The organism is Paenibacillus sp. MAHUQ-45, from assembly GCF_058133325.1.
The window spans coordinates 62,463-75,379 of the sequence record NZ_JBYUPV010000010.1 but is presented as its reverse complement, the minus strand read 5'-3'; the positions used below and the strand labels follow the sequence as shown (position 1 = coordinate 75,379).

The 12,917-nt window shown below is 50.0% G+C and carries 11 protein-coding genes; all 11 read left to right on the top strand.

Going from position 1 to position 12,917, the window contains the following annotated elements; translation table 11 throughout:
* Nucleotides 1–90 precede the first annotated feature (90 nt).
* The 11 genes from AC3Y23_RS20815 to AC3Y23_RS20765 all read left to right on the top strand — a co-directional run bounded on the left by AC3Y23_RS20815 (nt 91) and on the right by AC3Y23_RS20765 (nt 12,825).
* Nucleotides 91–1,542 (top strand): bifunctional metallophosphatase/5'-nucleotidase, encoded by a 1,452-nt coding sequence (locus tag AC3Y23_RS20815; RefSeq protein ID WP_379202571.1) that lies wholly within the window; start codon nt 91–93, stop codon nt 1,540–1,542.
* Nucleotides 1,543–1,619: 77 nt separating this feature from the next.
* Nucleotides 1,620–2,447 (top strand): undecaprenyl-diphosphate phosphatase, encoded by an 828-nt coding sequence (locus AC3Y23_RS20810; RefSeq protein ID WP_379202569.1) that lies wholly within the window; start codon nt 1,620–1,622, stop codon nt 2,445–2,447.
* A 196-nt stretch (nt 2,448–2,643) separates the two neighbouring features.
* A complete protein-coding gene (locus AC3Y23_RS20805; RefSeq protein ID WP_379202567.1) occupies nt 2,644–3,720 on the top strand; it encodes an HD-GYP domain-containing protein in 1,077 nt (358 codons plus the stop codon).
* A gap of 281 nt (nt 3,721–4,001) precedes the next feature.
* A complete protein-coding gene (yfkAB, locus tag AC3Y23_RS20800) occupies nt 4,002–5,141 on the top strand; it encodes a radical SAM/CxCxxxxC motif protein YfkAB (protein WP_379202565.1) in 1,140 nt (379 codons plus the stop codon).
* Between the two features lie 18 nt (nt 5,142–5,159).
* A complete protein-coding gene (locus tag AC3Y23_RS20795) occupies nt 5,160–6,506 on the top strand; it encodes a hemolysin family protein (protein ID WP_379202563.1) in 1,347 nt (448 codons plus the stop codon).
* A gap of 237 nt (nt 6,507–6,743) precedes the next feature.
* Nucleotides 6,744–6,974 carry a spore coat associated protein CotJA gene (locus tag AC3Y23_RS20790; RefSeq protein ID WP_379202560.1) on the top strand — a complete coding sequence of 77 codons (231 nt, stop codon included), beginning with the start codon at nt 6,744–6,746 and terminating at the stop codon, nt 6,972–6,974.
* A gap of 3 nt (nt 6,975–6,977) precedes the next feature.
* Nucleotides 6,978–7,244: a spore coat protein CotJB gene (locus AC3Y23_RS20785; protein ID WP_379202558.1), complete on the top strand. Its 267-nt coding sequence runs from the start codon at nt 6,978–6,980 to the stop codon at nt 7,242–7,244.
* A 49-nt stretch (nt 7,245–7,293) separates the two neighbouring features.
* On the top strand, nt 7,294–7,863 hold the full coding sequence (locus AC3Y23_RS20780; RefSeq protein ID WP_379202556.1) for a manganese catalase family protein: 570 nt from the start codon (nt 7,294–7,296) through the stop codon (nt 7,861–7,863).
* 297 nt (nt 7,864–8,160) lie between these two features.
* Nucleotides 8,161–9,882 (top strand): sigma-54 interaction domain-containing protein, encoded by a 1,722-nt coding sequence (locus AC3Y23_RS20775; RefSeq protein ID WP_379202554.1) that lies wholly within the window; start codon nt 8,161–8,163, stop codon nt 9,880–9,882.
* A 253-nt stretch (nt 9,883–10,135) separates the two neighbouring features.
* Nucleotides 10,136–11,248 carry an S-methyl thiohydantoin desulfurase family protein gene (locus tag AC3Y23_RS20770; protein WP_175374215.1) on the top strand — a complete coding sequence of 371 codons (1,113 nt, stop codon included), beginning with the start codon at nt 10,136–10,138 and terminating at the stop codon, nt 11,246–11,248.
* Nucleotides 11,245–12,825 (top strand): hydantoinase/oxoprolinase N-terminal domain-containing protein, encoded by a 1,581-nt coding sequence (locus tag AC3Y23_RS20765; protein WP_379202551.1) that lies wholly within the window; start codon nt 11,245–11,247, stop codon nt 12,823–12,825. Before AC3Y23_RS20770 ends, AC3Y23_RS20765 begins: the two co-directional genes overlap by 4 nt.
* The last annotated feature ends 92 nt before the right edge of the window (nt 12,826–12,917 follow it).

The window sequence follows — 12,917 nt, the reverse complement described above, 5'->3', positions numbered from 1 at the left end:
AGTCTGGAAATGTTATGCTAAGCTCTGAAAGATCAAGCGCCTGCGCTTCCATAAAAGGGTGGCCTTATACAGGTGGGAAGGATGTTATTGATGAAGCCTATACCAGAGCGATTAACGATACTTCATACCAATGATATACATAGTCATTTCGATATGATGAGTCCACTTGCAGCAATGATTGACGAGCAACGGGCCGCAGTGGGCGATGAACCACTCTTGTTACTGGATGTTGGCGATCATATGGATCGAGCAGCTATAGAGACGGAAGGAACGATGGGACAGGCAAACATTGATATTCTGAATCTGACGGGATACGATGCGGTCACCATTGGTAATAATGAGGGGCTTACCTTTACTGCGGAGATGCTCTCGGCGGTATTCTCCGGACTGCAGTGTCCAGTTGTGTGCTGCAACTTTGTAGAGACCGCGACCGGAGAGCCGCCGCACTGGATGAAGCGCCATGTTATCTTAGACCGGGATGGCATCCGCATAGGTGTGACAGGAGCGACAGCGGCCTTTGCATCGTTCTATGCCCTGCTGGGATGGGATGCACTGGACCCCGAAGAGGCGCTTCGTAAGGAATGCAGCCTACTGGCTTCACAAGTAGACATTCTGATCGTGCTATCTCATCTAGGTCTGCCTACAGATCAACGTCTGGCTGAGAACCTGGAGGGTGTCCATGCCATCTTGGGTGGACATACTCATCATCTGCTGGAGACTCCGCAAATCATAGGAGGTACTGCTGTCTGCGGCGCCGGCAAGTTTGGCCGTTATTTGGGCCGGCTTGTTTTTGAACGGCAGGAGCATGATCTTGGTTTCAGACTTGTACAGGGCGAATGCCTTGCTGTTTCCCCTGAGCTGAGCGAGGAAATGATTCATTCTGCAGCCGCCAGTCATCTGGAACGGGGACGGGAAGCTTTGCATGAATCGGTGGCCATTACGGATCGAGAGCTTCCGATTGACTATCAGGGGGAATCCCCATTCGGCAATTTTCTCGCTCAGGCTGTGCGCAGATTTACAGGCGCTAAGCTTGCGATTGTCAATACCGGACAACTGCTGGGACCACTGCCGGAGGGAGATATTTCACTGGGCATGCTGCATGGACTGTGTCCTTCGCCGATCAATCCTTGCATAGTCAAGCTTAAGGGGCGGGATATTCGCATAGCTTTGGAGCAGAGTCTGACGGAGGATTTTCGTAATAAAGCCATCTACGGCTACGGTTTCCGGGGAAAACAGCTAGGCAGTCTTGCAGTAGATGGCTTAAATATCTTGTACGATCCACTTGTTTTGCCTTATGATAACGATATTGCAGTTTTTGTCGAAGGCCAACTTCTGGAAGATGATCGGGAGTATGAAGTCGGGACGCTGGACATGTTCACTTTCCGGATCGGTTATGAGACTCTTGCCAACGGCAAGGATGCTGTTTACCTCCTTCCGCATTTCCTTCGTGATCTGCTGCGGATGGAGCTGCAGCGACCAGGTAGTCTAGACGAAAGCTTCCTTCCCCGTTGGAATAGCAATTCTACACAAGGGAAGGCCTGAATGAAGACTGCGCTTCATAAATTTTAAAATAACAAAGTTGTACCTGATATTCATTCCGCCAGAATTAGGAGGATTGTATGGACACTATTACAGCCATTATTTTGGCCATTGTTGAAGGGATCACAGAGTTTATTCCTGTATCTTCCACAGGTCATATGATCTTGACGGCCAAGCTGATGGGTTTTGCCGAGCAGGAATCGATTATGAAGACCTATGAGATCGTTATTCAACTGGGTGCTATTCTGGCTATCGCACTGGTCTACCGTCATCGGGTGCTTAACTTGCTGGGGATCGGGCGCAGTAGCACGCGTCGGGGCGGTGTAATGCCGGAGTCCCGCCTGAATCTGATCCACGTGATTCTGGGGATTGCTCCGGCCCTGGCCGTCGCTTTTTTCGCACGCGACTTCATCAAGAGCCTCTTCGGAGCCAGTACGGTGCTCTGGGCGCTGGTAGCCGGCGGGATTTTAATGATCGTTGCCGAGTGGGTTAACCGTCGCAAGATTCGTATTACCGCCCATGAACTGGATGATCTGTCCTATGGTCAGGCCTTGGCCATTGGCTTGTATCAGATTATCTCTGTATTATGGCCAGGCTTTTCACGTTCTGGCTCCACGATTTCCGGGGGAATGCTCAGCGGGGTCAGCTATAAAGCCTCAGCCGATTTTTCCTTTCTAATTGCCATTCCGATTATGTGTGCGGCTTCCGGGTATGAGCTTCTGGACTCTTATCGTAATTTTACTAGTGAGACGATCGGTTACTTTGCCATCGGCTTCCTGATTTCATTCGTAGTGGCTTATCTTGTGGTTATTCTGTTCATGCGATGGATTCAAAAGATCAGATTGACACATTTTGCGATCTACCGTTTTATTCTGGCGGCTGTTTTCTGGTTGTTTATTATGCGTTAAACATTTCTAAGATTCCATCGGTACAGCGGTACCCGGCTATGGTTGTTTCCAGAAGGTGTATCCGAGGAAGCGTTATCCGAGGCAAACCGATGAGTGTACTTGCCAGTTCTCTGAAGGTAACGGTATAGACACGGTGTGTGACCCAAAGTTTTCAAGCAGAATAGCAATCTACCGTTAAAGGCAGGAGTGAACCAGCGTGCGTTTAGTATCCGTCAACCAGCTTCAACCGGGCATGAGGCTGGGTAAAAAAATTTATAGCGATGAAGGTATGATTCTGCTCGCCGATGGCGTAGAGCTCACCGATTCACTGATCAAACGCCTCGGCAGGATCGACATCGGCTATGTATATGTGGAGGATTCTCTCACTGATGATGTGGTGATCGAGGGGATGCTTCAGGATGAGACGCGCAACCAGGCGCTCAAGGTCATAAAGACACAGTTCCAGGACATGTCCGGCGCTTCCGGAATTACCAAGGGTTTTTATCATCTGGATAAAAAATTCTCAGGTGTGATGGATTCCATTCTGGGTGAAATGTCTGCTCAGGAGACGCCTATGATCATGCTGCTGGAAATGCATACAGCCGACAACTATCTGTATGTCCACTCGTTGAATGTCTGTCTCTATACGCTTGTTATGGCTATCGCTCACGGGTACAGTCAAGCAGAACTGCGGGTCATTGGTCTGGGGGCGCTGCTGCACGACATTGGCAAGACGCAAATTCCGGTTAAAATCGTCCAAAAACCCGGCAAACTGACGGATGAAGAGTTCCGGCAGATGCAGTCCCATACCGAAATCGGCTACCGGATTCTTAAGGATGAGCCGAATATTCCGCTGCTTGCCGCCCATTGTGCGCTGCAGCATCATGAACGGATTGATGGTTCCGGCTATCCCCGTGGACTCAAGGGAGCGGAGATTCATGAGTATGCCAAATGGATTGGCGTGGCTGATTCTTATGATGCCATGACCTCGAGTCGTGTATACAAGAAAGCGATGCTCCCCCATCAGGCGGTAGAGGCGCTCTATGTCGGCTCCGGCACATTGTATGAGCAGCGGCAGCTTGAACTGTTCCGGGACCGTGTGGCCATCTATCCACTAGGACTTACAGTGAAGCTCAGCACCGGCCAGACCGGGGTTGTGGTCAAAATTGACCCTAACACTCCTCACCGTCCAGTGGTCCGCATTCTTACCGGACATGAGGGCGAATCGGTGGTTCCGTTCGAAATCGACCTTGCCGTGATGCTCTCCATTGTTATTGTGGATGTAGCCAATTAATGGTGCCAGCTGGCACCGCTTCATAGATTTCTCAATGAGGCAATTCCAGCCTCTCACGCATGCAGCGAGATGGATATACGGGTGGGTACGAAAGTGCACACGGCCCGGATATCTTTTCGCTGCATGCTGTTTTTTTCAGAAAATATCAGTAAAAAGCAGGCGAGTGCAACTCAAAAGTGCAGTTTTTTCGTTCTTCGTGGTATGATATAGGATAATAATCCGTTCATACGGATGAGTTTTAGGTTAATAATAAGGACTAAGCTTTGAAGGAGCTATCACAAATGAATGTTATAAGACCAATGTCATCATCCCCGCAGAAGGAGCTATCCCCAAGCTATGATCCTTGGGACCCGATTACTTCACTGCGGCAGTACGGGCGGCATGTACTGACCAGTGTGGAGATGACGGTTACGAATTTATGCAATATGCGGTGTGAGCACTGCGCTGTCGGGGACAGCCTTACCATGAAAGAAGGAGAGATGCTGCCCCTTAAGAATATGCTTGATCGGCTCGAGGAAGTGGAGCATCTGCAGACGATCAGTATTACCGGCGGAGAGCCGATGTTCCGCGCTTCTACTGTAGACAATATGATTGTCCCGCTGCTCAAGTATGCCAAAGAGCGGGGAATTCGCTCGCAGATCAATTCCAATCTGACCATGCCATACTCCCGTTATGAGAAGCTGCTTCCTTATCTGGACGTTATGCATATCTCTTTCAACTATGTTAATGGTGATGATTTTCATGAAGTTGGCTTTGCGAACAGCGGCCATCCTGTAGCGAAGGAAGCAGCTTACCGCTTGTACGACACGATGATCGAGAACTCCCGCAGACTCAGTGATGACGGTATGCTCATCTCTGCGGAATCCATGATCAACTATCGTACGCATACCAAGCTGCCAGAAATTCACCGGTTGATCGGCGATATGGGAGCAAAACGCCATGAGGTGCATCCAATGTATGCTTCGAGCTTTGCCTCCAAGCTGCCTGTGTTGTCGCTTAAGGATATGCAGGCTGCCATTCATGATCTGCTCGATCACCGTGATCCGGAGATGTGGATGCTGTTCGGTACTCTTCCGTTCTTTGCCTGCAGCTTCCTGGAGGAAGATCAGAAGCTCCTGAAGCGACTGCGTTCCGAGAAAAATGTTACGCTTCGCAATGATCCAGACGGACGCAATCGCGTGAACGTGAATCTGTTTACAGGAGATGTATTTGTGACGGATTTTGCAGACATCGCAGCGTTTGGCAACATCAGCAGCAACAAGCTCGATGATATTTTTACAGACTGGCAGACCCAGCACCCGCTTAACCAAGAAGTGAACTGTCACTGTGATGCAGCTAGCTGCTGCGGACCGAATCTTCTGGTAGCGGATATGTATTATCCGGGTGTTGATTTCAAATCAAGAAAAGCGATCAACCTGTAGAAATGAGGCGTTGTTATAGTGCATACGGAATTTGAAGTAGGGAGATTGCTGCTTAATCTTTTGCTTGTTCTGGTGCTCGTATTATTAAATGGCATATTCGTCGCAGCAGAGTTCTCACTGGTGAAGGTCAGGCAGTCACGCCTGACCCAGCTAGTCAGTGAGGGCAACAAGATGGCTGGATACGCGTTAAAAGTAAACAAGAAGCTGGACGCTTATCTGTCTGCGACCCAATTTGGGATTACGCTGGCCTCACTCGGTCTAGGCTGGGTGGGAGAGCCTGCTATTTCGGAACTACTGGTGGAGCCGCTGATGTTCAAGCTCGGTGTCACAGATCAAACGCTGATTTCTACCGTATCTGTAGTGATCGGGTTCTCCATCATTACCTTTTTACATATTGTGCTGGGTGAGCTTGCACCGAAGTCGCTGGCGATTCAAAAAACTGAAGGCTCAGCCCTGCTGCTATCCGCACCGTTGATGTTCTTCTATAATCTGTTCATGCCCTTTATCTGGGTGCTCAACGCTTCCGCGAATGGGCTATTGCGTTTGGTGGGCGTTGAGCCTGCCAGTGAAGCTGAAGCGGCTCACTCAGAGGAAGAAATACGCATTCTCATGAATCAAAGCGCCAAGAGTGGCGTTATTGACAAAGATGAGATGAAGCTTATGGATAATATCTTTGAATTCTCTGACTTGCTGGCTCGTGAGGTTATGCTGCCGCGTACGGACATGGATGTACTGTACAGCAACCTTTCGCTGGAAGAGAATATGCGCATTATTACGGAAACCAAGCATTCGCGTTACCCGGTGGCGATGGAGGATAAAGACCGAATTATTGGTTTTATCCACATTACCGATTTACTATTCGCACCGCCTGAACAGCAGAATGATTTGACTACATTGGTTCGCCCGATTCCGAACGTGCCAGAGTCGATGGAGATCAGTCATGTGCTGCGCTTGATGCAGAAGAACAAGATTCAGATGACACTTGTTGTTGACGAATACGGTGGAACTGCCGGTTTGCTAACTGCGGAAGAGATTCTGGAAGAGATCGTTGGGGATCTGCATGACGAGTTCGAGGATGAACGTCCCAGCGTGGAGCAGAACGGAGAGTACATTTCAGTGGCAGGCCGTATGCTAATCGAGGATGTCAATGATTTGACCGGTATAGTCATTGAAGACGATGAAGTGGATTCCATCGGCGGCTGGCTGTTCAAAGAGCTGGAAGGCAATCCATCCAAGGGCAAGCGCGTCGTGGTCGGCGAGGTCGTCTTTGAGGTCGAAGAGTCTACCCGGCTGCGGATTACCCGCATTAATATTCACCGGGAGCCGTCTGCGAAGAATGAAGAAGAATCTCAGGTTAATGAATAGTAAACACAGGTTTGAAGGAACGAAATGAGTACCAACCATATTTCAGCTATAAATTAAGCCTTCTCCTATCGCGCACTGCATGCACGAGGGGGGAAGGCCTTTTTTTTGTCGCATAGGGAATTCAAGTGATTTTTTTTTCACAAACCGTCGTATTCCGCCTTTGCCTATCATAAATTAGTTACGAAGGTAAGCGTTCAGAATAACTGCTGCCCCCAGCAGTGAAATGAGCAAAGGAGGATGTTCATATTGAATTCCCAGGAGCGTGTGTATACGCCGTTTAGGGGGCCTTTTGATCCCTGCCCGCCAGTACCGTTCAAGACGTACGTTGTCCCCCCAAACCAGTTCATCAACTTTCAGCCGCCGAATCTTCCCCAGTTCAGTCTGCCGGAAGCGTTAAGGTACGGAACCTTGTGGCCGGCGCTATTCAGTCCGTATGAGTCCAAGTCGAAGTCGAAAGGAGGGAGATAAGCCATGCAGGCACAGCCATGCGACCAACGGTATTACGAATTGCTGGAGCAGCTGCAGGTTCTGGATTTTGCGCTTGTGGAACTGAATCTCTATCTGAATACCCATCCAGAGGATCTAAAGGCGATTGAGCAGTTCAACCAGATTACCCAGGAACGGACACGGCTGGCAGGCCAGTTTCAGGAGCTGTATGGACCGCTACAGAATTTTGGGCGTGCCTTTTCCCAATGCCCTTGGGAGTGGAACCAGCCCCCTTGGCCTTGGCAAGTGTAGCGGTCTGATTATGGTAGCAGCAGTTCACTAAAGGAGGGGAACGTCCCGAATGTGGATTTATGAAAAGAAATTGCAATATCCGGTACGGGTCGGTAAATGTGACGTACGGATGGCACGTTATCTGATGGAGCAATATGGTGGAGCGGACGGCGAACTCGCCGCTGCGCTGCGTTACATGAACCAACGGTATGCGATTCCTGACAAGGTGATTGGTGTGTTAACGGATATTTCGACTGAGGAATTCGGGCATTTGGAGATGATTGCCACAATGATCTATAAGCTGACAAAAGATGCATCGATTGAGCAACTGGAGGCCGCCGGACTCGGCCCGAACTATGCGACCCGGGATCACGCTCTGTTCTATAATAACGCCGCTGGCGTCCCATTCACCTCAACCTATATTGCTGCCAAGGGAGATCCGCTCGCTGATCTCTATGAAGACATTGCGGCCGAAGAAAAGGCGCGGGCTACATACCAGTGGCTGATCGATATGACGGATGATGTGGATCTGCAAGACAGTCTGAAGTTCCTGCGGGAGCGGGAGATTGTGCATGCGCTGCGCTTTAAGGAGTCGGTACAGATTTTGATTGATGATCGGGGAAAGAAGAAGGTGTTCTGATTGTTGATCAAATCGAGAAAATCCTGTCATCCATGGGGTGACGGGATTTTTTGTATGTTCATGCTACATCATTTTAGAAATAAAATGGGCGAAAATTGTATTTAATGAAATGAAAGCAGTTGATAAACGCTAGTAAAATTAAATTCCAATAATACTCATAGGAATTATGTAAAAAAATCTGGACTCTTTCGACAAAAAATGCGAGAATGAATTCAATATTTCTAATCATGTATACAGGAATTCATATAATTTAGTAGAGTATACTAGTGAGTCCTGTTCATGAGAGGGTGCTTATTATTGAGTATAGAACAACTTGAGAGTCTTAGCTGGCAAGGCCTTTACGGTCTGGTAGAGCAGTTATCGAGTCTCTTGCCTGTAAATCTGGAAATTAGGCAATGGAAGGGTGCAGGTCATTATGATGCTGCGTTCATTGCTCGAGAATTGAAGGTTATTGTCGAAAGCCTAGCCATTCAGGAGAATGATGATTATGGTTCTGCTGCAATAGCGGGAGAGGAGTCAGAAGGGCTGCGTGCCCTATGGTATAGATTGAACACCACAGTCATGTTGTGGGTGAAGGCGGACAATCCGGAAGGCGCAGCGTGGCTTGCTGCCAATCTTCCAGTTATCAGAGGCTATGCCCGTTCTTTTAGGGAGATGCTTGCTGGAAGCGAGAGCAGTCGCAAGCTTGCCGCGGAGAACAGCCTGCTCAAGAAAGAGCTAAGTGCCATGCTCTCTGTGGCACAGGAGGCGCTGCTGGTGATGGACCCGGATGGAAGAATCGTAGAGTTGAATCCGGCAATGTCCAGTCTGCTGGAATCTCCGCGGACACAGGTCTTGGGGAGTTTTATTCAGGAGTGGATTTCTCCTGGAGATTGGGATCATCTCAGAGTAGTCCGGGATTTAGAGGAGCGGACGATCGTTCCTGAACGATCAGGCCGCAGCAGGGCCAATTGGAAGATACGTGTGAAGCCGGTCTATGATGGTGGGCGGCTTGCAACGATTCTGCTTCAAGTCGAAGCCGAGAAGCTGGAAGGGAAGAAATATCTCTTTCAAAAGCAGACCACTTATCGTTTCGAGGATATCAAGGGCACAAGTGCCCCGATTCGTACGATCAAGGAGATGTCGCAGCGGGTAGCTTTAAGCGAGGTAAACCTGCTGATTTTGGGAGAGAGCGGGACGGGCAAGGAAGTATTTGCCCAATCTATCCATGCGGCTAGTTCCCGGAAGGATGGCGCGTTCATCGCGATCAACTGTGCAGCGATCCCTGATACGCTCCTGGAGAGTGAGCTTTTTGGTTATGAGAGCAGCGCCTTTATTGGAAACCGGAATGAGAGTAAGGCTGGACGGTTCGAGCTAGCCGATGGCGGAACGATATTCCTTGATGAAATCGGAGATATGTCTTTGCATTTGCAGGGCAAGCTGCTGCGGGTAGTCCAGGAGCGTAAGGTGGAGCGGCTCGGAGGTATGGAGCCGATTGATGTAAATGTCCGCATTATCGCCGCTACGCATCGTAATCTGGACAGAATGGTGGCCGAAGAGAAATTCCGCGAGGATCTGTATTATCGGTTGAACGTCATTCCATTGCACATCCCTCCGCTGCGTGAGCGGAAGGAAGACATCCCGCTGTTGCTGGAATATTTCATGAAGAACGTCTCGTTAAAATACGGGCGTATGCCGAAGCGGCTTTCGCCACAGGTGCTAGAACGGCTCCTGCTGTATGACTGGCCGGGTAATGTCCGTGAGCTAGAGAACGTGGTAGAGCATTTTGTTCAACTAGAGATTGGTGATCTGGTTACACTACAGAGTCTGCCAGCGCAAATCCGCGGACAAATTCCAGGGGTAATGGCTCCGGGACGGCGTAGCGCTCGTCATCTGGAAGAAAATCACGAAAAAGAGACGATCATTCAGCTGTTGAATCAGCTCGGAAGAGATACAGAAGGCAAACGGATGGTAGCAGAGAAGCTTCAGATCAGCTTGCCGACCCTCTATCGCAAAATCAAGAAGTTAAAAATTAAATAACCCAGATTTAAAATTCAGGACAGGGAATCATCGGATTTTTATTGTATTTAAAAAATGAGAAAAATAGATAAAAACAGAGAAAAACAAAGATATATATTAAAATATTATCTTTTTTAAACTAATTTAAAGAATTTAAAGTGATAATTAAAATGATAAAAATGATTTGGCTCCAATAACCAGCTTGAATATTTGAAAAGTTTCTCGGAATTATCTGTGTTCAGAAACAAAATGACATAAGAAAGGGGGCAGAAAGATGGGCTGGAGAATTACCGGTGAACAGTTGGCACATATCGGGCTAGGTGCGAATCTGCTTAGCTCAGGCGGGGGTGGAGATACTTACACTTTTCAGGCATTGGCTCTGTCGGTAATCGATCACCAGCGTGGAATTGAAGTTATCTCTTTCGGTGAACTGGGAGCTGAAGATTACGTTGTGATCATCGGGGCCACCGGATCAGCTGCCCTATGTGAAGAGATGATTCCTTCAGGACAGGAGGTGATCACGGCACTCCGTGCTTATGAGGAACGTCTCGGACGCCGGGCAACAGCAGTGATGCCGCTTAATATTGGAGGCGCGAACGCGCTTATTCCGCTGATTCTGGCAGCCCAGTGCGGATTGCCGGTGGTGGATGGAGATGGCATGTCCCGGACCTTTCCTGAGTTACATATGTCCTCACTGCATCTAGCTGGGGTCCAAGGGAACTCGCTGGCGATGACTAGTGTGTCTGGAGAAACGGTGTACTTAGCCGAACCGGATAATATCTTGTTATCACAGCTTGTGATGCAGACGACGCAGGACATGGGCGGAGTTGCTTATTTTGCCGGATTAGGCGTTAGTGGACAAGCGTTGTCTACTGCTATTATTCCGAATACGTTAAGCACCTCCTGCGAGCTTGGCCGGATTGCTCATGAGGCTAATGATGTGCCGCAATGCTTGAGCGATTTCCATGCCTGCTTCTCTAATTCCATCTATGGTCGTCCGCAAGTCCTGATTAGAGGCAAAATCTATGGCGTGCTGCGGCAGTTTGTTGACGGATTGGTAGAGGGTAGCTTTCACATTGCCGGCACCGGCCGCTACGAAGGAGCTGCACTAGAAATCCGCTACAAAAATGAGTATTTGTCGGCCCGCCGCGGTGACTCATACGTATGTCTCACCCCGGATTTGCTGCTAGTTCTTGATGAAGAACGGCTATCTCCCTGTATGGTGGATGAGATTGAAGAAGGCATAACGGTGACGGTAATGGGGATTCCAGCTCCCAACGTCCTGCGGACAGGTGAATTGTTGAGTTACATCGGTCCAGAGGCCAGTGGAATTATGGAGCCTTACACACCTGTTGAATTGTTGGCTGGCAAGGGGTGGCTGGAATGAGAATGGGCATTGATGTGGGCAGCACCTACACTGCCGCTGTAATTATCAGCGAATCAGGCAGGCTGCTTGGGCAAGCCAAGTCCAGGACAACGGCAGATATTTTGTCAGGCATCCGGACTGTCATCGGACAGTTGCTGGCAGAGAATGGAATAGAACCGCAGCAAGTCAAAGGGATTTTCATAGGAACCACACATCTACTGAATGTCTTGTCCCATGGTCAAGGAATTGCGGATACGGCGCTCATACGAATCTGCAAACCTTCCAAAATCCATTACGGACTGGGCTGGCCGCCTGCGCTCCTGGAGCATGTGAAATGGATGGAGCAGATTCCCGGCGGCTTTGATTTTACGGGCCGGAAGCTAAGCGGGGAAAATGACCAGCCGGAGCTGGATCGACTCATCCGGCGTCTGGTAGAGAGTGGGGTAGGCGCAGTGGCCATCGTAGGCACCTTCGCTCCGCTCTATGAAGAAGAGGAGCAGCGCATGGCGACGTTGCTCCGTGAGGCGCTGCCGCAGCTCTCGATCTCCCTGTCTCACCAGATCGGCAGTGTAGGATTTTTGGAGCGGGAGAATGCGACATTGATCAATGCCATGCTCTCCCAAGTTATGCGGGACTCAATCCAGCAGCTTTCAGGGCTGTTCGGTGAAGCACAGTTACATTGCCCGTATTGGTTCACACAGAACGACGGATCGATTCTCTCCCTAGATCGGGCTGCTGCTTTTCCCGGATTTGCCGTAGCATCGGGAATTGCCAACAGCTTGCGAGGCAGTGCCTATCTGACCGGCATTCCCGACTGTATTGTTGTGGACATGGGCGGCAGCAAAACAGAGGTAGGGCTGGTCATCGGGGGAGAGCCGCAGGAGCATATCAAAAGCGCCAGACTGCTGGGCATCCGTGTTAACCTTCGGCTGCCGAAGGTGGTGACTCTGCCATTTGGCGGCGAGACCCCGGTGTATATCAGGGATGGAGAGATTACTGTTGGGCATGACTGGCCCGTTTCGGGATCAGAAGCGGGCCAAGCCAATCCCGAACATCTAAAGGGGGAACCGCTGGAAGCAGCGGCGGGCAGCTTGACTGAGGCTTTTCTACGGCGGCTGCCAGAGGAACATCCTTTGCGCCGAGAATACGGCAAACCGCTTGGGCATTGGCGGGAAGCGGACGCGGAACAGGTGGTTCGCCGCACCATTGCTACGCTGCGCGAGACGATTGAGCAGCTCCAGACCGCGAGGGACAAGCTGCCGGTTGTGCTCGTAGGTGGAGGTAGCGCCCTGCTGAAGGAGAAGCTGTTCTATAAATACGGCGAGCTTGTGCAGCCGCCGGCGTTTCAGCTGTGCACCGCAGTCGGCGCTTGTGTAGCGCCGGTAGGGGTGCAGCTGGATCGGATCTGTTGGCTGCAGAACGAGACCAAGGAGGCGGCGCTGCAGAAGGTCAAGCAGGAGGCGATCCAGCAGCTGCTGCAGGACGGAGCCCTGGAGGACAGTATTTCTTTTGTCCAGATGGAAGAGATTCCTTTCGACTATTACTCAGGAGAAGTGATCCGGTTCCGGATTAGAGCGGTAGGACAGCTTAAGCTGTGAAGAGCAGGCATGGGTGATAGAGGCTTTTGACGAGTTGAACGTTTGATTCACAGTCAGGACTGATTTGCTAAAAAAGATAAGACATATGAAGG

Coding starts and splice junctions, on each gene's coding strand:
- AC3Y23_RS20815 (WP_379202571.1), top strand. CDS start 91: ATGAAGCCTATACCAGAGCGATTAACGATACTTCATACCAATGATATA.
- AC3Y23_RS20810 (WP_379202569.1), top strand. CDS start 1,620: ATGGACACTATTACAGCCATTATTTTGGCCATTGTTGAAGGGATCACA.
- yfkAB (WP_379202565.1), top strand. CDS start 4,002: ATGAATGTTATAAGACCAATGTCATCATCCCCGCAGAAGGAGCTATCC.
- AC3Y23_RS20790 (WP_379202560.1), top strand. CDS start 6,744: ATGTTCATATTGAATTCCCAGGAGCGTGTGTATACGCCGTTTAGGGGG.
- AC3Y23_RS20785 (WP_379202558.1), top strand. CDS start 6,978: ATGCAGGCACAGCCATGCGACCAACGGTATTACGAATTGCTGGAGCAG.
- AC3Y23_RS20780 (WP_379202556.1), top strand. CDS start 7,294: ATGTGGATTTATGAAAAGAAATTGCAATATCCGGTACGGGTCGGTAAA.
- AC3Y23_RS20770 (WP_175374215.1), top strand. CDS start 10,136: ATGGGCTGGAGAATTACCGGTGAACAGTTGGCACATATCGGGCTAGGT.
- AC3Y23_RS20765 (WP_379202551.1), top strand. CDS start 11,245: ATGAGAATGGGCATTGATGTGGGCAGCACCTACACTGCCGCTGTAATT.